The organism is Pedobacter aquae, from assembly GCF_008195825.1.
Classification (GTDB): domain Bacteria; phylum Bacteroidota; class Bacteroidia; order Sphingobacteriales; family Sphingobacteriaceae; genus Pseudopedobacter; species Pseudopedobacter aquae.
The window spans coordinates 612,568-638,462 of sequence record NZ_CP043329.1 but is presented as its reverse complement, the minus strand read 5'-3'; the positions used below and the strand labels follow the sequence as shown (position 1 = coordinate 638,462).

Here is a 25,895-nt window from a genome sequence, read left to right as displayed (position 1 = left end):
TTGGATTTAATCTAAATAATCTATACGTTTGCCTCGTTATTTATAATTAATCTAATTTACTAATTTAATAAAGCGTATATGAAATTGCGTATTACTTTATTACTAGCCTTGGTTTCCTTATCAAGTATAGTATTTGCACAAAAAGCTTCTTTAAGCGGTAAAGTTACAGACCGTAATGAGCAAGCAGTAGTTGGAGCTACCATAACTCTTAAAGGAACGGTAAGAGCTGCACAAACCAATAATAAAGGTGAGTATGTTATCAAAGGCCTTGAAAAAGGCGATTACACTATCGTAGTAAGTTTTGTTGGCCTAAAAAGCAAAACTTCTCAGGTTAGTTTATCAGACAATCAAAGTGTTTCTGTTGATTTTAAACTTGAAGATGATGGCATCTCTTTAAACGAAGTTGCAGTATCTACAAGAAGAGGTATAAAAGGTAATGAAACTCTTCCTGATGTTACTGACTTCAGAATCAATGCGGCTAAGAAAAACGAATTAATCAAGTTAGATAATATCAATGCTAACTTGGCTATGAACAACAGTCGCCAAATTTTTGGTCGTACACCTGGTATTTCAATTTGGGAAAATGATGGCTCTGGTATACAATTAGGAGTTGCTTCACGTGGTTTAAATCCTAACCGTTCTTGGGAATTTAACGTCAGAATGGATGGCTACGATGTTACTCCAGATCCAATGGGTTATCCTGAAGCTTACTACACGCCACCAATGGAAGTTGTAGACCGTATCGAGATTATTCGTGGTGCTTCATCATTACAGTATGGTCCTCAGTTTGGTGGTTTAATGAATTTCGTGGTGCGTAAGCCGGATATCTCTACCCGCTTAACGTTTGAATCTCAAAACACCGTTGGTAGTAATGGCTTATTAAGTACTTTTAATTATATAGGTGGTACTGTGGGACGTTTAAGTTACACAGCTTATTATCAAAAACGTAGAGGCGATGGATGGAGAGATAATGGATATTTTGATACAGACCATGCGCATTTTGAATTAAGCTATGCGGTTTCTAAAAAGTTTAAAATAGGAACAGAGGTTACTTATATGACTACTGAGAGCCAGCAACCTGGTGGTTTAACTGATGTACAGTTTAGTCAAGATGCTCGCCAAAGTAGTAGAAGTAGAAACTGGTTTAGTACTCCTTGGTTAATACCAACGCTTAATGCCGAATACATCTTTAACGAAAAAACTAAACTTAGCTGGAAAGCTTTTGGTACCATTGCTGAAAGAAATAGTGTTGGTTTTGTCAATGCTATTACAACGCCTGATAATTTAGGTAACAGACAAGTAGACCGCGATTATTATACTACTTACGGTTCTGAGTTACGTTTATTAACAGAATATAGCGCTTTAGGCTTAAACAATACTTTAGCGGCAGGTGTAAGATATTTTAATGGCCATATAGACCGTAAGCAACAAGGTGTTGGAACCAACGGTACCGAGATGGATTTTAACTTATCTAGTGGCGTTTACCCACGTGATCTTGATTTTGCCAACGTAAACTCAGCAGCCTTTGTAGAAAATATTTTCCATATTACTGATAAATTTCTAGTAACAGGTGGTGTACGTTTAGAAAACATCAGTTCAACTATGGAAGGAAAGTTTAATGCAACATCTAACTTAGCTCCTATTACCCGTAAACGTAACTTCTTACTTTTTGGCGCAGGTGCTGAGTATAAAATTACACCAACAACTAAATTCTATTCAAACATCTCACAAGCTTATCGTCCGGTATTAATTTCTGATTTAACTCCGCCAGCTACTACGGATGTTATTGACCCTAATTTACAAGACTCAAGAGGTTATAATTTTGATTTTGGATACCGTGGTCAGGTAAGTAATTTCTTAAATTTTGATATTGACTATTTCCATTTAAGTTATGATGACCGTATTGGAACTATCGCACAAAGAATCAACCCTAATGATCCTACTTCACAAACCTTCCAATTCCGCACAAATTTAGGTAGATCAGTAAGTAAAGGTTTTGAAGCCTATGTAGAAGTAGACCCAGTTACAGCAATTTTCAAACGCTCTAAAGTAGGTTACGTAAGCTTATTTGCTTCATTAGCTCATATTGATGCTACTTACCAAGATTTCAAAACTACATCTGTAAGCAACGGACAAATTGTTGAAAGTAACTTAGCAGGAAAAAGAGTGGAAAATGCGCCAAGAAGCATCAATCGTTTTGGTGCTACTTACAGCTTAAAAGGTTTCTCTATGACATGGCAGTTAAGTCAAATTGGTAAGGCTTACGCCGATGCTTCTAATACAGAAACACCAAATGCTGCTGCTACAACAGGTTTAATTCCGGCTTACAGCGTACAAGATTTATCAGCAAGTTATAAATTCTTAAAACACTACAATATTAAAGCGGGTGTTAATAACTTAACAGATGAGCGTTATTTTACCCGTAGAGCTGGAGGTTATCCAGGTCCGGGTCTAATGCCTGCTGATGGTCGTATTGCTTACCTTTCTTTAGGTGTGAAATTTTAATCAATACCCTTTTTAAATTATAGTTTGAGGCCTCGGGAAATTTCCTGAGGCTTTTTTTGTTTTCACTAACAGATTAAACTATATTTAAGGTATGAAAGATACAGCTACCCTTATCCTACTCTCTATATTTGCCTTGTATAATATCGCTGTTTTAAGCACTTTTATCTATAGAAAGTATATGCTAAAGCAAAGAATTTCCTTTTTCAAGGATTTGCCTTTCTTCTTTTAAGTAGAGATACTCTAGCCAGATAGCGGCTTCTTTCTCCGTCAAGATTTGGTTTTAATATTAAAGGTAGCTCCTAGATATCCGCATTACAAGGTCTTTCTACTTATTTCCAAAAATTTAATCTTTTCCTGAAAACAAAATTCATTATCATGATATTTGTCTATCATGGGATATCATAGTTTAAGAGACTGCGTTAACGATTTAGAACGTAACGGACATTTGGTTAGGATTAAGGAGGAAGTAGACCCTTATTTAGAAGCTGCGGCTATTCATCATCGTGTTTACGAACAGCAGGGACCAGCATTGTATTTCGAAAATATTAAAGGTAGTAAGTTTCCTGCCGTATCTAATCTTTTTGGTACGCTAGAGCGTAGCAAGTTTATGTTTAGAGATACCTTAGAGAAACTTAAAGTGTTGGTAGATTTAAAAGGAGACCCCATGAGAGCTTTAAAAGCGCCTTTTAAATATTTGGATGTTTCTTTAACAGCGCTTTCTGCCTTACCTATGAAAACCAGCAGAAATAGTCCTATAAATTATGGTAGAGCAAAAATTTCTGATATCCCACCTATTGTAAATTGGCCAATGGATGGCGGCCCTTTTGTGACTATGCCTCAGGTTTATACCGAAGACATTGCAAAACCAGGTATCATGAATGCTAACTTGGGGATGTATCGTATACAACTCAGTGGAAACGAATACATCACCGATAAGGAAATTGGCTTACATTACCAATTACACCGAGGTATCGGTGTACACCAAACCAAGGCAAATGCTTTAGGAAAACCTTTAAAAGTAAGCATTTTTGTTGGCGGCCCACCATCGCATCCTTTAGCTGCAGTTATGCCTTTACCAGAAGGCTTATCTGAAATGACTTTTGCTGGTGCTTTGGGCAATCGTAGGTTTAGATATTTTTATGATGAAGAAGGTTTTTGTATTTCTGCCGATGCTGATTTTGTGATTACTGGGACTGTTTATCCGCAAGAAAACAAACCTGAAGGACCTTTTGGCGACCATTTAGGCTATTACAGTTTAACACATCCTTTCCCTTTAATGAAAGTGCATCAGGTTTACCATAAAAAAGATGCTATTTGGAGTTTTACTGTTGTAGGCAGACCGCCACAAGAAGATACCAGCTTTGGTGCGCTTATTCATGAAATTACTGGAGCTGCCATACCGCAGGAAGTGCCGGGCTTACATGCTGTAAATGCTGTAGATGCAGCAGGCGTTCACCCTTTACTTTTTGCCTTAGGAAGCGAACGCTACACTCCGTATTTAAAAGAGCGTAAACCCCAGGAAATATTAACCATTGCTAACCATGTTTTAGGTAAAAATCAACTCAGCTTAGCTAAATACTTATTTATTTGTGCTAAGGAAGATAATCCTGAGCTGGATATCCATGATATTCCTGCCTTTATGCAGCATGTTTTGGAAAGAATAGATTTTACCCGCGATTTACATTTCTACACCAAAACCACTATTGATACTTTAGATTACAGCGGAACCGATATTAACGCAGGCTCTAAAGTTGCCATTGCCATTGCCGGAGAGGTAAAACGTACTTTATGGAATGAAGTTCCTGCAAGTTTTAGTGTCCCAAATCTATATTCAGCATTTAAAATGGTGATGCCGGGTATAATAGCCATACAAGCACCTGCTTTTACAGATTATAAGAAAGCCGAGGAAGAAACTCAAATCCTAAACGATTATTTAAAAACACAGGATTTAGGAGGTTTAGGTCTTATTATTTTATGTGATGATGCTGAGTTTACGGCTAAAACTCCTAATAATTTTGTTTGGGTGAGTTTTACCAGAAGTAATCCTTCGCATGATATTTACGGTATCAATAGCTATATAGAACATAAACATTGGGCTTGTAAAGGCCCAATTGTGATTGATGCCAGAATAAAACCTCATCACGCTCCCCCACTAATTCAAAACCCAGAAGTTGAAAAGAAAATTGATAGGTTATGGGATAAAGGTGGTAGTTTGTATGGAATAAGTTAATTTAGTATTTAAAATGAATCTACCCTCATGTATGTATCAAAAATTAATTTAATGGATGATCAAGCTGAAAGCATACAGTTTATGCAAAAATTCAGCTTTGGTTCTATCATTACAACTATTAACAACGAACCAGTTGCCACACATTTACCTTTTATTACAGAGCTAAGAAATGGCAAAATCATGATAACATCTCATTTTGCTAAAGTTAACCAGCAGTGGCAGAGCATAGAAAATAACAAAAACTTAATCATATTTTCTGAACCACATGCCTACATATCACCCAAAAATTATGAAAAAGAACTAAATGTTCCTACATGGAATTATATCTCAGTTCATGCCTATGGTTTTGGTAAAATCTTAACTGATGAATCTTTAGCCTATCAGGTTCTTGAAAAAACTATAAATTTTTATGAGGCTGATTATAAGAAACAGTGGGATAATCTACCTAAAGAATATAAAAACAAACTTATAAATGGTATTGTAGCATTCGAAATAGAGGTTTTAGACTTACAAGGAAAAAAGAAATTAAGCCAAAATAGAAGCGATATTGAAAAACAAAATATTATAAATACGCTTTCTGATAGCCATCAAACTCATGAAAAATTAATAGCAGAATACATGAATAATCAACCCTAGCTAAATTTTATTTTATAGCTACTTCTACCAACAAAAAAGCTCAACCATCTAAATGATAGTTGAGCTTTTTTATATTATTGTTATTTAAAAACGATTACTCTGCGTCTTCTAAAGCAGCTAAATAACGTTCTGCCTCTAAAGCTGCCATACAGCCAGAACCTGCTGCGGTTACTGCCTGACGGTAAATTTTATCTTGTGCATCGCCAGAAACAAAAACTCCAGGGATATTAGTAGCTGTACTGTCTGGCTTCGTGATGATATAACCTGTTTCATCCATATCTATCCAGCCTTTAAAAATATCAGTATTTGGCTTATGCCCGATAGCTACGAAGAAACCCGTAACATTTAAATCTTTAGTTTCTTGTGTTTTGTTATTGATAACCCTAACGCCCGTAACATTTTTGCCATCGCCTAATATCTCTTGGGTTTCTGAGTTGTATAAAATCTCGATGTTTGCGGTATTTAACACGCGTTTTTCCATCGCTTTTGATGCTCTAAACTCATCACGACGAACAATCATGTAAACTTTATTACATAATTTAGCCAGATAAGTAGCTTCTTCTGCTGCCGTATCTCCTGCCCCAACAATAGCTACATCTTGGTTTTTGAAGAAAAATCCATCGCAAACAGCACAAGCAGAAACACCAAAACCATTATATTTTTGCTCAGATTCTAAACCTAACCATTTTGCCGATGCGCCTGTAGAAACAATTACTGTTTCAGCTAAAATCGTTTTAGTATCATCTACCACAACTTTATGAAGAGGACCTGTAAAATCTACTGATGATACGTAACCAAAACGGATATCTGTACCAAAACGCTCTGCCTGTTTTCTAAAATCTTCCATCATTTCTGGGCCCATCACACCTCCAGGGTAACCTGGAAAATTCTCAACATCAGTGGTTTGCGTAAGCTGTCCGCCCATTTGCATACCCGTAATCATTACCGGTTTTAAATCAGCCCTAGCAGCATAAATAGCAGCAGTATAGCCTGCAGGACCAGATCCTATAATTAAGCACTGTACGTGTTCTAATTCTTCTGTCATTGTTTTATTTGTGATTGAGATGCAAAGTTAATGTTAGCAGCTAAAAACACAAATCTGTATAAAATTATGATTTAATTATGATGCTGCCAGTTATTTATTTTTTGAGCCTTTAAGATGTTATTAATTTACTATTTTGGCTTTCTAAAATCTAAAATATGCATTATATTCCTCAAAAAAGCAGATATGACAAGATGCTTTACCGCAGATGTGGCAAAAGTGGCATTAAACTTTCAGCATTATCATTAGGCTTGTGGCATAATTTCGGTGGTGTAGATACTTTTGAAAATGGTAGAAATATCATTAAAACTGCTTTTGATAACGGCATTACTCATTTTGATTTAGCTAATAACTACGGTCCGCCTCCGGGCTCTACAGAAGAAAATTTTGGCTATATATTTAAAAAGGATTTTAGCAGCTACCGCGATGAATTGATTATTTCTTCTAAAGCTGGTTATACCATGTGGGATGGCCCTTATGGCGATTGGGGTTCTAAAAAATATCTGGTTGCTAGTTTAGACCAAAGTTTAAAGCGTATGCAATTAGACTATGTGGATATTTTTTATCATCACCGCCCAGACCCAGAAACGCCACTAGAAGAAACCATGAGTGCTTTAGATTTAATAGTGCGCCAAGGAAAAGCTTTATACGTTGGCCTTTCTAATTATAAACCAGAAGAATGTGCCAAAGCCATACAAATTTTAAAAGATTTAGGCACTCCATGTATCATCCACCAGCCTAAATACTCGATGTTTGAACGCTGGGTTGAGGGTGGTTTATTAGATTTATTAGGCAAAGAAGGTGTGGGTTGTATTCCTTTCTCGCCCCTAGCACAAGGTTTATTAACTAATAAATATTTAAAAGGCATCCCTCAAGATTCTAGGGCTGCAAAATCTCATGGTTTCTTAAAAGCAGAACATATTACAGAAGAAAGATTGAACCAAATTAAAGTCTTAAATGACATTGCTATTAGCAGAAACCAAAGCTTAGCACAAATGGCTATTGCTTGGTTGCTAAAAGACCATCGTGTTACTTCTGTTTTGGTAGGTGCTAGTAAACCCGAGCAGCTAGAAGATTCTCTTAAAGCTTTGGATAATATTAGTTTTAGTGATGATGAACTAACGAGGATAGAGCGGATTTTGTTGTAGTTGGTTAGTTGGTTAGTTTGTTAGATGATTAGTTTGTTAGGTGGTTAGTTTGTTAGGTGGTTAGTTTGTTAGGTGGTTAGTTGGTTGGGTGGTTAGGTGGTTAGTTGGTTAGTTTGTTGGGTGGTTAGGTTTTTAGTTTGTTAGGTGGTTAGTTGGTTGGGTTGTTAGTTGGTTAGATGGTTAGTTGGTTAGGTTGTTAGTTGGTTAGGTGGTTAGCTGTAGTGTTATATTTTACAGTACTAGAATAAACCTGTTTATTATGATTTCAAAATTTGTGAGCTAATATCCTGAAAAGCATATTTTACTAAATATAAATCACGATAGACGCAAATTTGCAGAACATTTACTTCCTAAATTTATAGCGCTCTAATCTATTAAAATAATCTTCCATATCAGAATCATTTATATAAAAACACAAACCCGTCTTTTATACTCGAATAATTCACAAAAAATATATCATATTACTTTTGAATGAGCTTGCCCTCAAAAATCTATTACCCAAAAGCATAAATCGTCCCTCTCTATAGTCCTCTCTCTAAAAACTTGCACTAGACAGGTACTTAAATATTTTACATTAATTTAGAATTAAATAAGCCCTAAGAATAAAAAAATATATATTTGACCAAAAAACATAAATCATCTCTCATGATCTCGCTAAGTCAGATTTTCATAGAAGCTTTTGCATCAGTTGGTATTACAGTTAATGGAAAACAGCCTTGGGATATACAAGTTCATAATCCTAATCTATACAATAGAATTATATCTGGTGGCTCTATAGCCTTTGGTGAGGCATATATGGATGGCTGGTGGGACTGTGAAGCTGTTGATGAATTTTTGCACCGTGTTTTATACCATCGTTTGGATAAAAAACTACCTAGAGATTTAAATACCCTGTTTTATTATTTAAACGCAAAGTTTAAAAATATGCAGGATAAAACTAGAGCAAAAGAGGTTGCTTATAAACATTATGATATAGGTAATAATCTTTTTGAGAAAATGCTCGATTCTAGAATGATGTATTCTTGTGCTTATTGGGAAAATGCAAATAACCTTGAGGAAGCCCAGGAAGCAAAACTGGATTTGATTTGCCGTAAGTTAAAATTAGAAAAAGGAATGCGAATTTTAGAGATTGGCTGTGGCTGGGGAGGTTTTGCAAAATACGTAGCTGAAAAATATGAGGTTTCAGTTGTTGGTATTACCATATCAGAACAACAGGCAATTTTAGCAAGAGAAATTAATAAAGATTTGCCTGTTGAAATTAGAATACAAGATTATAGAGAAGTAAATGAAAAGTTTGATAGGGTTGTTTCTATTGCTATGCTTGAAGCAGTTGGCTACCGAAACTTTAGAACCTATATGGAAGTTGCTGCTAAGAATCTTGAAGATGATGGTATATTTTTAATACATACAATTGGGGGTAATTATGATGCTAAAACTACCGACCCATGGATTGATAAATATATATTCCCAAATGGAATGTTACCATCTGCAAGTCAATTATCAAAAGCATGGCAAGGTCTTTTTGTATTAGAAGACTGGCATAACTTCGGCACATACTACGACCCAACTTTGATGCAATGGCTTAAGAAGTTTGAGGAAAGCTGGGATAGCTTAAAAGATAGTTACGATGAACGCTTCTATCGCATGTGGCGCTATTTCCTGTGTGCTAGCGCTGCATCTTTCAGGTCTAGAAAAAATCACCTTTGGCATATCGTTTTAACAAAACCTGCTCGTTTAGGGATCTATGATTCTGTAAGATAAACGGTAGAAGTATCCCTTTTCCGGAAGTTGAAGATCATATAGTCTTATTATACCTTCAATCAATACTTCTCATAATAAGCTTTTATAACGGCTTGCGCTTTTTTGTTTTGTGGAGTCCAGTCGTCGTTTTGGATGGGGTCCATTCTTCGGAAAGAGGAATACCATTTCCATGCGAAGCCTCCTGCAAACCAAGGTTCTTTCCATAAACTCAAGAAAAGTGCTTGGTAAGCATTAGCTTGCGCCTGTTGGTTGATATTTCTTTTTTGATGTTCTGCCTCCCAAGATTTCCATGCGGGTTGCTCCATACTGCGGTAACCATATTCTGTAAACAAGATGGGTTTGGCTACTTCTTTACTGAATTTTGCCAGCTGTTGCTGGTAGGGTTTCCAGGCTTTCACCAGCTCTTTTACGCTAGGTTCTTGCGCTTCTGAGATTGGGAAATAACCGCTGATGCCTACATAATCTAAATCTTGCCAAAAGGTAATTTGCTGGTAATCGTCCCAATTGGCGCAATAGGTTAATTTTCCTGAATATACTTTTCTAATATCGGCGATAAGCCTTAACCAAAATTTTGGGCGTTTAATGGCTGCATTTCTATACTCGGTACCAATACAAATCATATCGGCTTGCTCTTGCATGGCTAGTTGTGCAAAAGTTAAGATATACTTTTCATAATCTTGCTCCCATTGCTGCCATTGGGCTTCGGTAGCTAAATCAAAACTACCTATCCATGTGCCTCTTTGTAGCCAAACTTGTGGTTTTACCATTACTTTTAATCCATTGGCATGGGCTTGTTTAATGGTGGCTTTTACACCTTCTAAAGACTCGCCCCAGTACTGCCTTTCGGGATGGTAAATAACGGCAGGCTCGTTTACATTTGAAAAAGCATAAGGAATTATGGCTACCCAACCAGCATGAATATTTTTAATTTCTTTAGACCAAGCATCGTCAACCACACGTGGGGGCGCAACAAAACTTATCCCGTTGATTTTATCTTTTACCCAAACGGCATCTTTCTTCTGAGACTCGGCCTGTGAGCAAGAGAATAACAGCAAAGCAAAAACGAGTAGTATTTTATTGCTGCCAATACGCATATCTAGAAAGGTCTTTTAAAATGAGATTTCTACCGTCCCAAGTAGTTTGTTTCATGAGAACATTAGGATAAGCTTTAGCAAAATAATAGCTATTAACTTTGCCACTTTCTAAAGTAAGCTCAACCTTCCAAGTGTTAGAAGCTTTATCATCGCTAATTTTAAAATTGGCGTTGTAAACTTTTAGCTTACCTACTTTACTGCTTATCTGACTTTCTAAAATCGGAGCGGAGAAGGTTAAACCTTCTTGAAATTTCAAGGCTCTTAAAGCATAATTTAATTGGTCTTCTAGTAAAACGCCTGCTGCTATTTGGGTTTTTCCATCGCCTTCGTTATCCCAATAAGAGTGATAATTTAAGTTGATGCCTTTACTGTCTTGAAGATACTCTTTAAAAGTATTGCCACACCACTCTTGCGAGCTGGTAGTCATTTTATCCAATACCAAAGCGTTTTCTCTGAGGAAAAACATAGAAGTTAAGAAATGATAAGGATAATTATCCGTAGGGATACGAGCAAAAGCATTCACTTTTAACACTTTGTAAAGATCTTTACGCTGGTAATCATCGGTTTTAACCCTAAAAGCTTTATTAAAATCTTCTGATACGGTAATGTAGGTATAATCAAAATCTCTTACTTTACCATAAATGCTGCGTTTTGCTTCATAAACAGCTACTTCTGCTAAGCCATCATCCCAATGTTTTTGGTTGGCCCAATCCTGATAAAAATAAGAACTGATGGTTGCAAACTGATCTCTTTTTTTATCTTGCGTTTGCGCTTTCTCCTTACAAGAAAAACAAAATAATGCCAATATGATAAGTATATGTTTCATCTCTTTTAATATTAATACTCGATGAACAAACTATTCCTCTGAATGTTCTTCTTTCAAAAACCGCCAGCTTTAACCACCCAGACTTAAAACTGCGGACCACGGACAGCTATCACCCCCTCAACTTTCTAACTCAGCACCCAGACTTCGGACCGCGGACTACGGACTTCCGACTATAAAACCTACCTCACCTGCCCATTACCCGTTACATACCATTTTTCTGTCACGAGTTTTTCTAATGCAAAAGGACCACGAGCATGTAATTTTTGGGTAGAGATACCTATTTCTGCACCTAAACCAAACTCGCCACCATCGGTAAAGCGGGTTGAGGCGTTGGCATAAACTGCCGCTGCATCAACATCATTCATAAATATTTCTATCAATGCTTGGTCTTCTGAGATAATGGCCTCAGAATGTTTAGAAGAAAATTCGCTGATGTGTGCTAAAGCTTCCTCTATCCCATCCACAACTTTAACAGAACATTTTAGGGATAAAAACTCGCGACCGAAATCTTCAGCCTCTGCTCTTTGTAAGAAAGGATATTTTAAATCATCCAAGATTTGATGAGCATAATCATCAGCAAAAATTTCTACTGCATAAGGCAGCATATCATCGGCAACCAATTTTAATAAATCTGCGGCAACGCTTCTATCAACCACCACTGTGTCTAAAGAGTTACAAACAGATGGCCTGCTCACTTTAGCGTTGGTGATGATTTTTGATGCCTTAGCTAAATTAGCGGTACTTTCTACGTATGTATGGCAAACACCAGCACCAGTTTCTATCACAGGAACTTTAGCGTTTTGTCTTACAAAATCTATGAGTTGTTGCGAGCCTCTAGGGATAATAATATCTACGTATTTAGTTGCTGTAAGCAATTCTTGCACATATTTACGGTCTACTGGCATCAGCTGTACAATATCAGGGTTTAACTGATGTGCCTTTAAAACATTACGGATAATATCTACCAAACAGATATTGGTAAAATAAGCATCGGTACCACCTCTTAGCAAACAAACATTACCAGAGCGTATACATAAAGCGGCTACATCTATGGTTACATTCGGTCTTGATTCATAGATTACCCCCACAACACCCAAGGCAACCGTTTTCTTTTGCACTTTAAGTCCGTTAGGCAATGTTTTTTCTGATAAAAGCTGCCCAGTTGGATCTTCCAAAACAGCTACTTCATTTACACTTTTAGCCAAACCAATAATTCTATCGGCAGAAAGTAGCAACCTATCCTTTTTAGGGTCGGTATCATCCATTTTAACTAAATCCTTCTGGTTTTCGGCAATAATTAAATCACTATGTTTGATTAAATCTTTAGCTAAATCATGCAAAACAGCCTGCTTTTTATCGGCAGAAAGGTTTCTGATGACTGTTGTTGCTTTGGATGCTGCTTTTAATATGTCCTGAATATTTTCCATTGCTTCTAAAAATTAAAGTAAAACGATGTCGTCTGCATGTGCAATTTCCAAGTTTTGCTTTTTGGTATCTGAACTTAAAATTTTTGAATCTAATTTAGATTTTGCTACCGCGAATGCGATGCCTTTCTCGTCTAAAATCTCGAAAACCTCGCCAGCCTCAAAATCTCTTAATATTTTTTTAACACCTACAGCAAGCAGACTATGTCTTGCTTTTAAGGCTTTTTGTGCGCCATCATCAACCTGAATTTTTCCGGTAACCAAACTACCGCTGGCCAACCATTTATTTCTAGACGGAATGTTACAAGGTTGCGCCAAACAAACCGTACCTGTTTCTCCTTTAACGGCTTTTAAAATGCCATCTTGTGTGCGTACACCAAAAATTACGGCTTTTATACCCATTTGTGTGGCTAAACGGGCAAAGTTCAATTTAGATGTCATCCCACCTAAACCCACGGCAGATTTCTCTTTTTTCGCTAACGATAAAGCTTCTTTATCTATCACTTTAATTTCTGGGATAACTTGTCCATCAGCATCTAAAACGCCTGGTACAGAGGTGCTGTATAAAATCTGCTCGGCACCAAAACCAACGGCTATTAAGGTTGCCAATTCATCATTATCAGAAAATTTAAGTTCGAGGTTACTTACCACATCATTTTCATTAGCAACAGGTATGATGCCGTTTTTCCAGAGCTCTTCATACGTTTTTTTAAGTTGTAAAAACTGATCTCTGTTAGAAAAATGATGACGCTCGCACAAGCTTTGTGCGATAGCTAATTGAAAAGGTGCAAAGTATTTAGAATAGGTTTGCAACAGTAAAGGGTTGCCGATTGCTGCTGCCGCTTTACGCTCTATTAAAGTACCCCCATATTGTTGTAAATGCTTTTTACCTGCTGCCACAGCACCAGAAGAAACTAAAACAATATTATAATTTTGATGCAATAGCGCAACCTGACGAGCTATTTCACTCACTACCAGTTCATCAAGCTCTCCTTTACTAGTGGTAATGGATGCCGAACCAAATTTGATAACGATTATGGGCTTCTTCAATCTATTTTTATTTGAAGCGTAAAACTATAAAAATTTGAATTGAATTAGGTTAAATAGCTAGAATTAAAGCTGCTTTTTTAGTGGTTCTATTTTTGTTTAACTAGCCGTATGGAATCTAAAAGAAAGAGATTTATGAGGCATTTGAAACATTTCACTTTATTTGCCAAGCTTGCTTTTGAGAATTTTAAGAAAAACGACCCTTTGCGCTTAGCCGCCTCCACAGCTTTTTTTGCAACATTTGCCCTCCCTGCCATTATTATTGTGCTTTTACAATTGTTTGGAATGTTTTTTAACCGAAGAGAATTTGGACAAAATATCCTAGAAAAACTCTCTGAAAACTTGGGGACAGTTAGCGCAGACGAAATAAGGAGCATTCTAAGAAATATTTATGCCATGAGTGAAACTTGGTACATCACCGTTTTGGGGTTTATTTTTTTGCTGTTTGTATCTACTACGCTATTTGTCATCATCAGAAACACCATTAACCAATTATGGAGCATCAGGGTGAAAGAACATCCCGGTTTTAAATTTCATATCAGACAAAGGGCAAAATCTTTGGGGATAATCAGCTTAGGTGGCTTTTTATTATTTATCGTATTTCTGTTGGAAGGGATAAGAATTTATCTGGAAAAAGAATTTGGCTACCTACCCATTTTAGGAAATTTTCTTAACGAGTTGATTTTTTTAACCGTAGCCACCACTTGGTTTAGCATTGCTTTTAGGTTTATTGCTGATGGCAGACCGTATTGGCGTATCAGTTTTTTGGGCAGTACTTTTACAGCTATCTTATTCACGGTAGGGAAAATCATCTTGAAAACAGCCCTTATTAACTCTAACATTAATGAAATCTATGGCACTTCTGGCGCTATTTTGTTAGTTATGCTGTACATTTTTTACTCCTCTTTTATTTTTTATTATGGCGCTTGCTTTATACAAACCATGAGCGAAGAACTCAAACTTCCCATCAAAACCACCCGTATGGCTTATAAATTTAGACTAGAAGAAATTAAAGGCCTTGCACCGTAAAAACAACGGTATTAAAATTGTATTTCTAGGTCTAAACATCTACATCTACTATGACGGTTATAGGCGAATTAATAAAGAAAGCTATATCCCTTTCGGGATGGGTAAGTACCGATGAACATCCTGCAAAGGCACAAAAAGAAGTTTTAAAAAAACTACTAGAACAAGCCAAACATACGGCATTTGGTAAGCATTATCATTTTGAGGATATTTTAAATGCTGATACTATAGAACAAGCTTATCAGGCGCAAGTACCCATTCATGATTATGATAAAATACATACCGATTGGTGGCATTATTTAGCTAAAGGCCATCAAAATATTACTTGGCCGGGTACACAGCAATATTTTGCTTTAAGTAGCGGCACTACCAGTCATAGCAAGCAAATCCCGGTAACGGATGATTTATTAGAAGCCATTAGAAAAGCAGGCATACAACAAGTTTTAAGTTTGAGAAATTTTGATTTACCTGCCTCATTTTTTGAAAAACAAATCTTGATGCTGGGAAGCTGCACACAACTAATTAAACAAGGCGAATTTTTAATGGGCGAAATTAGTGGTATTAGCGCAGCCAATCTTCCTGTATGGTTTAAAGGCTATTATAAACCCGGACAAGAAATTGCCAGTATAGAAGATTGGGATTTACGAATAGAAAAAATTGCAGAGGAAGCCCCAAACTGGGATATCGGCAGTCTATCAGGTATTCCTGCTTGGATAGAACTGATGCTAAAAGCCATTATAGAAAAACATCAGCTTCAAAACATCCACCAAATTTGGCCTAATTTAATGGTTTACACTACTGGTGGCGTTGCTTTTGAGCCTTATAGAAATAGTCTGGAGAAATTATTGGCCCATCCTTTAATTTATATCGATACCTATTTAGCGTCTGAAGGTTTTATTGCGATGCAAAAAAGACCTGATACCACAGCAATGGCTTTAACTTGCAACAATGGTATTTTCTTTGAATTTGTACCTTTTGAAGAACAATATTTAGATGAAAATGGTGCTGTAAAACAAGATGCACCTGTTTACACCTTAGAACATGCAGAAGAAAATAAAGAATATGTTTTGCTGATTTCTACAGTTTCAGGCGCTTGGCGTTATATGATTGGCGATACGGTGATGATTACAGACAAAGAAAAAGCCGAAATAAAAATTACAGGTAGAACCAAGCATTTTTTAAATGTGGTAGGTTCGCAATTATCTGTCCACCAGATGAATAAAGCCATTGCCGCGGTTGAGCAAGAGTTTGATTTAGAAATTAAAGAGTTTGTTGTTGGCGCCGTACAAAAAGATGATGCTTTTATTCATCAATGGATTTTAGGATGCCATAAAGATGATAATGAAAAAGCTATAGCTGCCTTTTTAGATAAAAGCTTACAAAACTTAAATAAAAACTATACGGTGGCTCGCTCTAAAGCGCTTAAAGCGATTGAGGTCCGCATAGTACCTGTAGACTATTTTTATTTATGGAGCGATGAAACCAAGAAAATGGGCGGACAGGTAAAAATACCTCGGGTAATGAAAGAAAATGAGCTTCTGGATTTAGAAAATTACTTTTCATCTTTAGAACAAAAGCAGCTAAACCCAAATTAAAATAATTGATAATCAACATCATAAAAATAAACACAAAAAATAGCGCAGGATTTTTATAGAGATGGCATCTAAATCATATCAAAACGAAAAAGATATGAAGACCAAACTATTATTTTCCTGCTTTATCATTCTTTCATTAGCATGTAAAAAAAGCTCGACCAGCAGCGAAGAGGCTACGCCAACCACCAATACCACCACTTTGCCAGATGTTTATAAGAAAATTTATGGTGCACAAGACATTTATATGGAAGGCAACTTTGTAGTGATAAAAGTGAATGGCTTGCCAGACCACAACAGCCCTTACTACCAAAACACAACTTGGAGCAGTAAATACGAAGCTTACAATGGTACAAACGCTGCTTTTAATAAGAATCCAAACAAGATTGCTTCATTCAATTATACTTTTAAAATCCCTTTAAACCCACAGGTAGCTACCACACACCGGGCTACGGCATTAGGTGCCATTGGGGTGTCTTTAAACGGAGTACCTATTTATAATCAATACGCCGGGCCAAATAATCAGCCTTTAACTGGCGAGATTAATAGTTTTGATCAATATGCCGGGCATCCGCAACAGCAGGGCGCTTATCATTACCATGTAGAACCTACTTATTTAACTAATGCAAAAGGCAAAAATACGCTATTAGGCTTTCTTTTAGATGGTTTCCCGGTGTATGGACCATTAGAGAATAACAGAACGGTTGTTAATGCAGATTTAGATGAATTCCACGGACATACGCATGCAACTGCCGATTATCCAAACGGAATTTACCATTATCATATCACCAGTACAGATCCTTACATCAACGGAAGTGGCTATTATGGTACGGCAGGCACTGTTACGCAGTAGTTTTTTATGCTTTCTTTGGCTGATGGCTTGTAAAAACCCTCAGCTAAAAATTTATCATGAAGATGATATCAATCTTTTTACCAAAGGTGGCATCACTATGTTAAATGATAGTATTTTTAGCGGTGTGGTAATAGGTTTTTATCCCGAAAGTAAAGATACAGCCAGTATCAGAAGCTTTGTTAATGGCAAAGAAGATGGCGTTTGGAAACAATTTTACGAGAGTGGAAATTTAAAAGAAAGCAGAGTTTTTGCAGCTGGTAAAAAAATCGGAGAGTATCATTTATGGTGGGAAAACGGCACTGAAAAAGCTATTTATAGATTCGAAAATGATGAGTATGAAGGGGAATCAAGAGAGTGGAACCCTGAAGGCAGACTCATCAGAATTATGAATTATAAAGCAGGCTACGAAGAAGGTTTACAACAACTGTGGTACGATAACGGAAAAATAAAGGCTAATTATCAAATTATCAACGGAAGAAGATTTGGCTTATTAGGAACTAAAAATTGTGTAAATGTTAAGGATAGTATTTTTTAGAATTTTTATAGTTGCGATAAGCTTCTTAGGGATAATCGCTTGCCAGCAACAAAGCCAGCAACAGCTCCCCTATTATAATACGCCAGATTTTACACCGCATTTTATACAAAATCCGGATGAGGTTGAGCATAAAATTACGCATCAAATTGGGGCATTTAGTTTTACCAACCAACATCGTCAAATAGTAACAGAAGAGAATATTAAAGGGAAGATACATGTAGCCAATTTTATTTTTACAAGCTGCGGTAGTATTTGCCCGGTGATGACTAAAAACATGTACAAAGTGTACGAGGCTTTTAAAGCTGATGAACATTTTGCTATACTTTCTTATAGCGTTACCCCTTGGATAGACAGCGTTCCGAGATTAAAAAGATATGCAGCCCAAAATAACATCACGAGTAAAAATTGGCATTTACTAACAGGTGATAAAGCTGAGATTTATGATTTAGCAAGGAAAGCTTATTTCGCAGAAGAAGATTTAGGTTTTACTAAAGACAGCTCGGACTTTTTACATACCGAACATTTTGTTTTGGTAGATGCATCACAAAGGATTAGAGGAATATATAATGGTACGCTTCCATTAGAAATTACGCAATTAATAAAAGATATAAAGACCCTTAAAAAAGGAGAAGAATGATTAAATAAATTTATGCATTTTGAAGCCCATTTAAGGACCATTTAAATTGACCGAAGCGCAACTTATACTTCAATTAAAAAACGGCGAAAGGCAAGCTTACCAAACCTTAGTAAAAAACTATCAGCATAAAGTGTATAACACGGCTTTAGGTTTTTTACAAGATGGTAACGATGCACAGGATCTAACACAGGAAGTATTTATTGAGGTTTACCATACCATTCATCAATTTAAAGGTGCTGCCAAGCTTGCCACTTGGATATACCGAATAACTGTTAATACATGTTTGGAGGAACTTAGAAGGAGAAAAAGAAAAAAAAGGATGGCTTTTATCATCAGTATTTTTGATACAAACTATCAAACAGAAATTAATAAGTATAGTGATTTTGAACATCCGGGAATAAAACTAGAAAGAAAAGAACATCATCAATATTTAAATAAGGCTTTAATGGCATTACCAGAGCACTATAGAACGGTAATTGTACTTCATAAATTGGAAGGATTGAGCCAGCAAGAAATTGCTGAAATTTTAGACAAATCGGTTTCGGCTGTAGAATCCATTATGGTAAGGGCAAAACAGCAATTAAAACAGTTATTGATGCAACACATAAAAGATACCCTCTCATAAATAACATGAAAAAAACAGAAACAGAACAGGTAAATGATATTTTGAAAGCTTTAGATACTACCGAAAAGCAAGATGCACCTTTAGCTTTACAGTATCGCTTGGCTAATTATTCATTTGAGGAGCAGAAGCCTACCCCATCTTTGGTATGGAAATATGCTTTGGCTTCTTGTATACTCATATTTCTTGCTTTAAATATGGGTGTGATAAAAATTTATAAGCAAAAGCAAGAAGAAAAGAACGCCTACCAAACTATTGTTAATGATTATGAAATAGGGCAAACCATGCTTGAAAAATCTGAAAATTATGAATAGAAGTAAGGATAATTTCTTTAAAATAGGCTTCATATTTTTGTTATTGATGAACTGCTTTGTGCTTTGGTATTTACTAGAGCAATCTCATCCTCGTAAAAATACTAGAGCAACTGAAAGTAATGACCGCATAGTGCAAGAGCTTAAATTTGACGCCGTACAGGAGAAAGCTTTTTTTGAATTAAAGGAAACGCATATGAAGATGAATAAGGCTTTGAAAATGGAAAATCGTTTGATGCGGCAACAGCTTTTTTCTCTTTTGAAAGACAGTGTAGTAAATCAAGAAGAAAGTAAAATCCTGATTGATAAAATAGCTAGGAACCAAAAAATATTTGAAGAAGCCACTTTTGAACATTTTAGCAAAGTAAGAAGGTTATGCAAGCCTCAGCAGCAGCAAAAATTCGACAAGATGATAGATGGTATTTTACAACATTTAATGGGTAATAAGCCAGAAGGTCGCCCTCATCAAGGGCCACCTCCACCCCATCATCCACCTCATCCACCGCAATAAGTCGCTGTTTAAAGTAACAAAGTGTGGAGTTTCTCTACAGCAAATCATCCTCATAAAAAAACTAAAATACTAACTACCAATAACTTATATAAATAATTTTTGTTTGGCACTATTATCAAACCTAGGATAGTATCGTTAAACATTAAAAATTAAATATATAAGTTATGAGAAAGTTCATTTTAACCGCAGCAGTAGCAGCATTCGCAGGATTAGCATCCGCAGAAGCAAAATCATTATCTTTTGAAAAAGTAGTATTTGCACAAGACACTACCAAACAAGATACCACCAAGCAGGATACTACCAAACAAGACACTACTAAGAAAACAACACCTGCCCCACAAGAATCATTAACAGGTAATGCAGAAGTTGCACAAGACACCACAAAACAAACACCTACCCAACAAACACCAGCTACAGAGCAGTCTAATCCGGTAAATATGGAAGACCTTCCTGAGGCAGTAAAAACTACTTTAAAAGCAGATATTTTTAAAGAGTGGGTTCCTAGTTCTGCAACTTTAGTGAAATCAGAAGATAAAGAATATTACCAGATAGAGGTAAAAAAAGGTGAAGAAGTGAGAGCAATTAGAATTGGTGCAGACGGTAAAGTGGTACAATAAAAGCTACCTATTTTTAACAATTAACACACTTATATGAAGCAAAAAGCCGGACTTTGGTCCGGCTTTTGCGATTTACAGCCTGTACAGCACAGGTTTTTATGGCAAAAATACTTATCGTTGAAGACGATATTACATTTTCACAACTTTTACAAGGTTTTTTAAAAAAACACCAACACACAGTAGAGGCTGCAAACACTATTAAAAGCGGACTTAAACTACTTGATGAAAATTCTTTTGACCTATTATTGTTAGATTACCGTTTACCGGATGGTACAGGTTTAGATATTTTAAACCACGTTGCCAGTAAAAATCTTGGTATTTCTGCTATCATCATGACCAGTTTTAACGATGTACCAACAGCTGTTAAAGCGATGCGTTTAGGCGCTTTTGATTATATCACCAAACCTGTTAACCCCGATGAATTACTCATGATTATGAGTAATGCTTTAAATAAGAAAGTTGAAAGCTTACCTAAAAAAAGCGCTAGCCCCAGTAACATTATTAAAGGCAACAGCCCAGAGGCTCATAAACTATACCGTTATATAGATTTAGTTGCCCCAACGGATATGTCGGTCATTATCCAAGGGGAAAGCGGAACAGGAAAAGAATATGCTGCAAGAACCATTCATACCCAAAGCAACAGAAACCATAAACCTTTTATAGCGATAGATTGTGGTGCTTTATCTAAAGATTTAGCCGCTAGCGAGCTTTTCGGGCATGTTAAAGGTGCTTTTACAGGTGCTTTGCAGGATAAAAAAGGTCAGTTTGAAGTTGCTAATGGTGGTACTTTATTTTTAGATGAAGTTGGCAATTTAAGTTACGAAGTACAAGTAAAACTACTTAGGGCTTTGCAAGAAAGAACCATACAGCCTTTAGGAAGTACCAAACAAATTAAAGTTGATGTTAGAATTTTAACCGCTACCAACGATGATTTAACGGATAGCGTTGCTCGTGGAGATTTTAGAGAAGATCTTTATCATCGTTTAAACGAGTTTAAAATTCAATTGCCTCCTTTAAGAGAAAGAGGAAAAGATTTAGAGCTTTTTATTGCTCATTTTATCCAACTTTCTAATCAGGAATTGCAGCGGAATGTAAAAGAGCTATCACCAGAGGTTAAAGATTTATTATTGCGTTACTCTTGGCCAGGAAATTTAAGAGAGCTTAAAAACGTGATTAAGAGAATGGTACTTTTAAGCCCTAATGAAACGGCAGAAGTAAGCTCTTTACCAGATGAAATGTTATTTACCGTAAACAGGCAACAAACTATTCAGCAAAAGCCTACATCAGATTTAAAAGCTATTAACGAGCAAAATGAGAAGTTATTGATTACGCAAACTTTAGAAAAAGTACGCTATAACAAATCTAAAGCAGCTAAGCTTTTAAATATTGATAGAAAAACGCTTTATGCTAAAATTGAGCGTTATGAGATTGATTAAATGATGATATTTAAATGATAAGTTCGCGGCAGACTCAACAGAATCGGAGGCTAGTTCATATTTCAAAATTAGGCATTCATGCACAAACCTCTCCGTCCTCATAGGCGGCCAGCCCTAGGCACTTTTTAGGCTCTTTCTACTTTATACTCGGCACTTTTCTACTTCAGTTAACCCGAAATAGCATTAATAATATCGTATTGGGTGATGATTTCTATTGTTCCTGTTTCATCCTCAACTAAAACTGCTGAGTTTTCTTTATTAATCATCCCAGAGATTTTATCTATTGAAGTCTTTAAATCTACAAAAGGGAAAGATGCAGTTGCAATAGATTCTACTTTAGCCGACTTTATAGACGGATTTTCTAACAAAGCATTAAGTAAATCACCTTCGGTAATTTTACCTATAACCATACCTTGCTGTGTCATCGGGATTTGAGAAATATTTAAAATTTTCATAGCATTTATAGCTTCCAGAACTGTTTTATCGCTATCAATAGTGACCATTTCTTGTTTTTCTCTTTTTGCAAGGATAGATTTTGCCGTTAATTTTTCATCCTGTAAAAAGCCTCGCTCACGCAACCAATCATCATTATACATTTTCCCCATGTATCGTGAGCCATGATCATGAAAAATAACCACCACCACATCATCTTTTTTAAGATGATGCTTTAATTGTAGTAAACCAGCAATAGCAGCACCGGCAGAATTACCTGCGAAAATACCCTCTTTACGAGCAATTTCCCGTGTCATTAAAGCGGCGTCTTTATCGGTAACTTTTTCAAATAAATCAATTAAATCAAAATCAACGTTTTTGGGTAGAAAGTCTTCTCCAATACCCTCGGTGATGTAGGGATAAACCTCCTTTTCATCAAATATGCCGGTTTCTTTATACTTTTTAAATACAGAACCATAGGTATCTATACCCCATAATTTAATATCCGGATTTTTCTCTTTCAAATATTTACCCGCACCAGAAATTGTACCGCCTGTACCTACACCTACTACCAAATGGGTGATTTTCCCTTCTGTTTGCTCCCAAATTTCTGGTCCGGTTTGCTCATAATGAGCTATAGAATTTGATAAATTATCGTATTGATTGGGCTTCCAAGAATTTGGTGTCTCACGCTCTAACCTGCTAGAAACAGCATAATAAGAACGTGGGTCTTCTGGTTCAACATCCGTTGGGCAAACAATAACTTCGGCCCCAAAGGCCTTTAAAGCATCAACCTTTTCTTTTGATTGCTTATCTGTAGTGGTAAAAATACATTTATAGCCTTTGATAACTGCTGCAATGGCCAAGCCCATGCCTGTATTTCCTGATGTTCCTTCTATAATAGTTCCACCTGGTTTAAGCTTACCACTTTTCTCGGCATCTTCAATCATTTTTAAAGCCATACGGTCTTTAATAGAATTACCGGGATTGGTTGTTTCTATTTTTGCTAAAACAGTAGCATCAATATCTTTAGTTATTTTGTTAAGCTTTACCAAAGGAGTATTTCCTATGGTTTCGAGAATATTATTATACCACATAGACTAATTTAACGATTTATGTTTACGATAAATTGCTATTTCTGTAATAATCTTATGCATAAAAAAGCCCCAGTTCTGAAAGAGAACTGAGGCAGGTATTAATGGTTACTATGCGATAATCTAATTTAAAGCCTATAAAATGAAAATGATCCCCTAAAAATAGGGATATAAATTTAAGCCTCTTGCAAAACTTGATGTAAGCCCTGCCCTGCTGCTAATAACTCTTGCGTAATGGTTTTGGTATAAGCGGTTATTTCTGCCTTAAAATCTTGAACGGAAGCACCAGACCTTATTTCTTCTAAACGCTTTTCCCATTGTCCTGTAAGTTCTGCATGTGCTATTTTTTTATCTTTTACCACCTCATAAACGGCTAAGCCTTTTTTAGTAGGCACTAAATTCTTTTTCTCTCTAGCAATATAATCTCGTTTAATTAGTGTTTCTATGATAGAAGCCCGGGTAGCAGGTGTGCCTAAACCACTTTCTTTCATGGCGTAACGCAACTCTTCATCTTCTATATCTTTACCACAAGTTTCCAGTGCTTTTAGTAAAGTAGCTTCGTTATACAAAGGTTTTGGCTTGGTTTGCTTTTCTAAAACTGCTTTATTGGTAACAGGTAAGTACTCGTCTTTAAGCACTTTAGGCAAAGAAGCATTTTCGCCTTCTTTCTTTTCATCATCAGGGTCATTAAAAACAGAACGCCAACCAGCAGATTGTATCACCGTACCGTTGGCAATAAAATCAGCCCCCGAGCTTACGCTAATTTTAGTAGTTTCTTTGATACATTCTTGATGAAAAGCTTCTAACATACGCCCAACTACCATATCATAAACAGCTTGCTTATCTTCTGATAAATAGCCTGCATTTTCGCCTGTTGGTAAAATAGCGTGGTGGTCTGTTACCTTTTTAGCATTTACACTTCGCTTATTCAGCTTTATGGTGGCTAAATACTCGGCCTGTTTACCAAATTGTGGATGCTGCTGGTATTTGGCAATTAAAGCTGGTATACCTGCATAAATATCATCTCCTATGTATCTACTTCCGGTACGCGGATAGGTAACCAATTTACTTTCATACAATTGCTGTAAGATACCTAGCGTTTGGTCTGCCGTGTAACCTTTTTTCTTATTAGCTTCCTGCTGTAAGCTACTTAAATCATGCAGTAAAGGTGGTGGTTCTTTTTTAGCTTTCGCTTCTACTTTTACAATATGCCCGCCTGTGGGATGCCCAGCTGCAACATCTAAAACCTGACCTAAAACGATTTCTGCCTCTTCTTTACTTTTGTAATTAACCGCAGAAATGGCTCTAAAAAGATGACCATCTTTATTTAATTGTATAGCTACCTGAAAATATATTTGAGGTACAAATTGTTGAATTTCGAGGTAACGTTGGCAAATCATGGCTAGGGTTGGCGTTTGCACCCTTCCTAAAGAAAGTACGGCTTTGTTTCCTGCCGAGATACTTAATGCTTGGGTAGCATTCATACCTACCAACCAATCAGACTCTGAGCGGCAATGGGCAGAATTAAATAGCGTATCATAATCAGAACCAGGTTTAAGATTTCTAAAACCATCTTTAATAGCAGCATCCGTTTGAGAAGAAATCCATAAACGGCGGAATGGCTTTTTACATTTCAGGTAGTAGTAAATGTATCTAAAAATAAGCTCTCCTTCTCGCCCAGCATCGGTAGCCACTATAATCTCTGTACACTCATCAAACAAGGCTTTTATCACATCTAATTGCTTTCTTACCGCAGGGTCTTCTACTAGCCCATCTTTGGTTTTAATTTTCCTTACGGCCAGCTTAAATTTATGCGGAAGCATAGGTAAGTTTTGTTGCTTCCAACCGTAAAAGCCATAATCTTGTGGAGGTGCCAATTGCAATAAATGCCCAAAAGCCCAAGTAAAACTATAGCCTTTTCCTTCTATATAACCACCTTTTTTATTGGTGGCTCCAAAAACTTTAGCGAGTTCGCGGGCTACAGATGGTTTTTCGGCTATTACAAGTTTCATTTAAGATTTATACTGATAAGGGTACAAATCTTATGATAATAATTGATTAAGCGAGTTAATGTGAATAAATTTCTTGATTGTGGATTTTTTAAGCACCTCTTTAAACGCAAAAAGGCCTGTATTGCTACAAGCCTTTTAAATCAGATTTTTAAACCTTTAGATACTAGACTGACTATCGTTTTCCTCTTCCTCTTCGTCATCCAACAACTCATCGTCTTCTAACTCATCGTCCTCGCCAAAGTCTTCGCCATCTTCTTCCATAATTTCTTCCTCTGCATCTTCATCGTACTCTTCTGGCAACACAGACTCGTCTTCGTTTACAGGGCCAATATCTTCATCTTCTTCCCCTGCTTCTTCAAAAACTCTTGGATTGTTTTCGTTTTCTTGATCGTTGTTTCTTTCTCCCGGTTGACCTTGAGTTTGTTCATTAAACTCGTTTTGATTTTGATTTTCCATGATGTTTGTTTTTATAGATAGTGATTAATTAGATGTCTTCATTTTAGA

Annotated in this window: 23 protein-coding genes; 15 read left to right on the top strand and 8 right to left on the bottom strand. The window is 36.4% G+C overall.

The window, feature by feature from the left end; all coding sequences use genetic code 11:
* Positions 1 to 78: 78 nt before the first annotated feature.
* The 3 genes from FYC62_RS02910 (at position 79) to FYC62_RS02900 (ending at position 5,371) form a co-directional block, all read left to right on the top strand.
* Positions 79 to 2,505 (top strand): TonB-dependent receptor, encoded by a 2,427-nt coding sequence (locus tag FYC62_RS02910; protein ID WP_149073850.1) that lies wholly within the window; start codon positions 79 to 81, stop codon positions 2,503 to 2,505.
* 391 nt (positions 2,506 to 2,896) lie between these two features.
* Complete coding sequence (locus FYC62_RS02905; RefSeq protein WP_149073849.1) at positions 2,897 to 4,735, top strand: UbiD family decarboxylase; 1,839 nt, start codon at positions 2,897 to 2,899, stop codon at positions 4,733 to 4,735.
* A 27-nt stretch (positions 4,736 to 4,762) separates the two neighbouring features.
* Positions 4,763 to 5,371, top strand: a complete 609-nt coding sequence (locus tag FYC62_RS02900) for an FMN-binding negative transcriptional regulator (RefSeq protein ID WP_149073848.1) — start codon at positions 4,763 to 4,765, stop codon at positions 5,369 to 5,371.
* 94 nt (positions 5,372 to 5,465) lie between these two features.
* Here the strand turns inward: FYC62_RS02900 and trxB are convergent, their stop codons facing one another.
* The gene (gene trxB / locus FYC62_RS02895; protein WP_039451775.1) at positions 5,466 to 6,416 is read right to left on the bottom strand and encodes a thioredoxin-disulfide reductase; all 951 of its coding nucleotides are present in this window, start codon (positions 6,414 to 6,416) and stop codon (positions 5,466 to 5,468) included.
* Positions 6,417 to 6,571: 155 nt separating this feature from the next.
* On the opposite strand from trxB, the gene mgrA reads away from it, so the two are divergent.
* Complete coding sequence (gene mgrA, locus FYC62_RS02890) at positions 6,572 to 7,561, top strand: L-glyceraldehyde 3-phosphate reductase (protein WP_149073847.1); 990 nt, start codon at positions 6,572 to 6,574, stop codon at positions 7,559 to 7,561.
* A gap of 645 nt (positions 7,562 to 8,206) precedes the next feature.
* Positions 8,207 to 9,322 (top strand): cyclopropane fatty acyl phospholipid synthase, encoded by a 1,116-nt coding sequence (gene cfa, locus FYC62_RS02885; RefSeq protein WP_149073846.1) that lies wholly within the window; start codon positions 8,207 to 8,209, stop codon positions 9,320 to 9,322.
* A gap of 59 nt (positions 9,323 to 9,381) precedes the next feature.
* Here the strand turns inward: cfa and FYC62_RS02880 are convergent, their stop codons facing one another.
* From FYC62_RS02880 to proB, 4 genes are all read right to left on the bottom strand, one after another.
* Complete coding sequence (locus tag FYC62_RS02880) at positions 9,382 to 10,416, bottom strand: glycoside hydrolase family 113 (RefSeq protein WP_149073845.1); 1,035 nt, start codon at positions 10,414 to 10,416, stop codon at positions 9,382 to 9,384.
* The gene (locus FYC62_RS02875; protein ID WP_149073844.1) at positions 10,397 to 11,242 is read right to left on the bottom strand and encodes a hypothetical protein; all 846 of its coding nucleotides are present in this window, start codon (positions 11,240 to 11,242) and stop codon (positions 10,397 to 10,399) included. The genes FYC62_RS02880 and FYC62_RS02875 overlap by 20 nt, the downstream gene beginning before the upstream one ends.
* Before the next feature lie 179 nt (positions 11,243 to 11,421).
* Positions 11,422 to 12,669, bottom strand: coding sequence for a glutamate-5-semialdehyde dehydrogenase (locus FYC62_RS02870; protein ID WP_149073843.1), 1,248 nt, complete (start codon positions 12,667 to 12,669; stop codon positions 11,422 to 11,424).
* Positions 12,670 to 12,681: 12 nt separating this feature from the next.
* Positions 12,682 to 13,716 carry a glutamate 5-kinase gene (gene proB / locus FYC62_RS02865; RefSeq protein ID WP_039451788.1) on the bottom strand — a complete coding sequence of 345 codons (1,035 nt, stop codon included), beginning with the start codon at positions 13,714 to 13,716 and terminating at the stop codon, positions 12,682 to 12,684.
* Positions 13,717 to 13,848: 132 nt separating this feature from the next.
* Here proB and FYC62_RS02860 point away from each other — a divergent pair, with 132 nt between their 5' ends.
* The 10 genes from FYC62_RS02860 to FYC62_RS02815 all read left to right on the top strand — a co-directional run bounded on the left by FYC62_RS02860 (position 13,849) and on the right by FYC62_RS02815 (position 21,853).
* Entirely contained in the window at positions 13,849 to 14,742 is an 894-nt protein-coding gene (locus FYC62_RS02860; RefSeq protein WP_039451860.1) for a YihY/virulence factor BrkB family protein, read from the top strand.
* Positions 14,743 to 14,792: 50 nt separating this feature from the next.
* Positions 14,793 to 16,334: a GH3 family domain-containing protein gene (locus FYC62_RS02855; protein WP_149073842.1), complete on the top strand. Its 1,542-nt coding sequence runs from the start codon at positions 14,793 to 14,795 to the stop codon at positions 16,332 to 16,334.
* A gap of 94 nt (positions 16,335 to 16,428) precedes the next feature.
* Positions 16,429 to 17,184: a YHYH protein gene (locus FYC62_RS02850; RefSeq protein WP_149073841.1), complete on the top strand. Its 756-nt coding sequence runs from the start codon at positions 16,429 to 16,431 to the stop codon at positions 17,182 to 17,184.
* 22 nt (positions 17,185 to 17,206) lie between these two features.
* Positions 17,207 to 17,719 carry a toxin-antitoxin system YwqK family antitoxin gene (locus FYC62_RS02845; RefSeq protein WP_168199361.1) on the top strand — a complete coding sequence of 171 codons (513 nt, stop codon included), beginning with the start codon at positions 17,207 to 17,209 and terminating at the stop codon, positions 17,717 to 17,719.
* Complete coding sequence (locus FYC62_RS02840; RefSeq protein ID WP_149073839.1) at positions 17,697 to 18,356, top strand: SCO family protein; 660 nt, start codon at positions 17,697 to 17,699, stop codon at positions 18,354 to 18,356. Before FYC62_RS02845 ends, FYC62_RS02840 begins: the two co-directional genes overlap by 23 nt.
* Positions 18,357 to 18,402: 46 nt before the next feature.
* A complete protein-coding gene (locus tag FYC62_RS02835) occupies positions 18,403 to 18,981 on the top strand; it encodes an RNA polymerase sigma factor (RefSeq protein WP_149073838.1) in 579 nt (192 codons plus the stop codon).
* Between the two features lie 5 nt (positions 18,982 to 18,986).
* Positions 18,987 to 19,292, top strand: a complete 306-nt coding sequence (locus tag FYC62_RS02830) for a hypothetical protein (protein ID WP_149073837.1) — start codon at positions 18,987 to 18,989, stop codon at positions 19,290 to 19,292.
* Positions 19,285 to 19,800 (top strand): Spy/CpxP family protein refolding chaperone, encoded by a 516-nt coding sequence (locus FYC62_RS02825; RefSeq protein ID WP_149073836.1) that lies wholly within the window; start codon positions 19,285 to 19,287, stop codon positions 19,798 to 19,800. The genes FYC62_RS02830 and FYC62_RS02825 overlap by 8 nt, the downstream gene beginning before the upstream one ends.
* Positions 19,801 to 19,964: 164 nt before the next feature.
* Positions 19,965 to 20,417, top strand: a complete 453-nt coding sequence (locus FYC62_RS02820) for a hypothetical protein (protein WP_149073835.1) — start codon at positions 19,965 to 19,967, stop codon at positions 20,415 to 20,417.
* Positions 20,418 to 20,515: 98 nt separating this feature from the next.
* Positions 20,516 to 21,853, top strand: a complete 1,338-nt coding sequence (locus tag FYC62_RS02815; protein ID WP_149073834.1) for a sigma-54-dependent transcriptional regulator — start codon at positions 20,516 to 20,518, stop codon at positions 21,851 to 21,853.
* A 167-nt stretch (positions 21,854 to 22,020) separates the two neighbouring features.
* Here FYC62_RS02815 and FYC62_RS02810 read toward each other — a convergent pair whose 3' ends face one another.
* From FYC62_RS02810 to FYC62_RS17005, 3 genes are all read right to left on the bottom strand, one after another.
* Positions 22,021 to 23,382 (bottom strand): pyridoxal-phosphate dependent enzyme, encoded by a 1,362-nt coding sequence (locus FYC62_RS02810; protein WP_149073833.1) that lies wholly within the window; start codon positions 23,380 to 23,382, stop codon positions 22,021 to 22,023.
* A 173-nt stretch (positions 23,383 to 23,555) separates the two neighbouring features.
* Positions 23,556 to 25,391 (bottom strand): DNA topoisomerase 3, encoded by a 1,836-nt coding sequence (locus tag FYC62_RS02805; protein ID WP_149073832.1) that lies wholly within the window; start codon positions 25,389 to 25,391, stop codon positions 23,556 to 23,558.
* A 156-nt stretch (positions 25,392 to 25,547) separates the two neighbouring features.
* Positions 25,548 to 25,847 (bottom strand): hypothetical protein, encoded by a 300-nt coding sequence (locus FYC62_RS17005; RefSeq protein ID WP_168199360.1) that lies wholly within the window; start codon positions 25,845 to 25,847, stop codon positions 25,548 to 25,550.
* Positions 25,848 to 25,895: the final 48 nt, after the last annotated feature.

Bases quoted from the DNA above. Each gene is read 5' to 3' on its own strand.
- mgrA (WP_149073847.1), top strand. From the start codon at position 6,572: ATGCATTATATTCCTCAAAAAAGCAGATATGACAAGATGCTTTACCGC.
- FYC62_RS02855 (WP_149073842.1), top strand. From the start codon at position 14,793: ATGACGGTTATAGGCGAATTAATAAAGAAAGCTATATCCCTTTCGGGA.
- trxB (WP_039451775.1), bottom strand. From the start codon at position 6,416: ATGACAGAAGAATTAGAACACGTACAGTGCTTAATTATAGGATCTGGT.
- FYC62_RS02820 (WP_149073835.1), top strand. From the start codon at position 19,965: ATGAGAAAGTTCATTTTAACCGCAGCAGTAGCAGCATTCGCAGGATTA.
- FYC62_RS02905 (WP_149073849.1), top strand. From the start codon at position 2,897: ATGGGATATCATAGTTTAAGAGACTGCGTTAACGATTTAGAACGTAAC.
- FYC62_RS02815 (WP_149073834.1), top strand. From the start codon at position 20,516: ATGGCAAAAATACTTATCGTTGAAGACGATATTACATTTTCACAACTT.
- FYC62_RS02830 (WP_149073837.1), top strand. From the start codon at position 18,987: ATGAAAAAAACAGAAACAGAACAGGTAAATGATATTTTGAAAGCTTTA.
- FYC62_RS02880 (WP_149073845.1), bottom strand. From the start codon at position 10,416: ATGCGTATTGGCAGCAATAAAATACTACTCGTTTTTGCTTTGCTGTTA.
- FYC62_RS02870 (WP_149073843.1), bottom strand. From the start codon at position 12,669: ATGGAAAATATTCAGGACATATTAAAAGCAGCATCCAAAGCAACAACA.
- FYC62_RS02825 (WP_149073836.1), top strand. From the start codon at position 19,285: ATGAATAGAAGTAAGGATAATTTCTTTAAAATAGGCTTCATATTTTTG.
- FYC62_RS02860 (WP_039451860.1), top strand. From the start codon at position 13,849: ATGAGGCATTTGAAACATTTCACTTTATTTGCCAAGCTTGCTTTTGAG.
- FYC62_RS17005 (WP_168199360.1), bottom strand. From the start codon at position 25,847: ATGGAAAATCAAAATCAAAACGAGTTTAATGAACAAACTCAAGGTCAA.
- FYC62_RS02850 (WP_149073841.1), top strand. From the start codon at position 16,429: ATGAAGACCAAACTATTATTTTCCTGCTTTATCATTCTTTCATTAGCA.
- FYC62_RS02805 (WP_149073832.1), bottom strand. From the start codon at position 25,391: ATGAAACTTGTAATAGCCGAAAAACCATCTGTAGCCCGCGAACTCGCT.
- FYC62_RS02875 (WP_149073844.1), bottom strand. From the start codon at position 11,242: ATGAAACATATACTTATCATATTGGCATTATTTTGTTTTTCTTGTAAG.
- FYC62_RS02910 (WP_149073850.1), top strand. From the start codon at position 79: ATGAAATTGCGTATTACTTTATTACTAGCCTTGGTTTCCTTATCAAGT.
- FYC62_RS02900 (WP_149073848.1), top strand. From the start codon at position 4,763: ATGTATGTATCAAAAATTAATTTAATGGATGATCAAGCTGAAAGCATA.
- cfa (WP_149073846.1), top strand. From the start codon at position 8,207: ATGATCTCGCTAAGTCAGATTTTCATAGAAGCTTTTGCATCAGTTGGT.
- FYC62_RS02845 (WP_168199361.1), top strand. From the start codon at position 17,207: ATGGCTTGTAAAAACCCTCAGCTAAAAATTTATCATGAAGATGATATC.
- FYC62_RS02810 (WP_149073833.1), bottom strand. From the start codon at position 23,382: ATGTGGTATAATAATATTCTCGAAACCATAGGAAATACTCCTTTGGTA.
- FYC62_RS02840 (WP_149073839.1), top strand. From the start codon at position 17,697: ATGTTAAGGATAGTATTTTTTAGAATTTTTATAGTTGCGATAAGCTTC.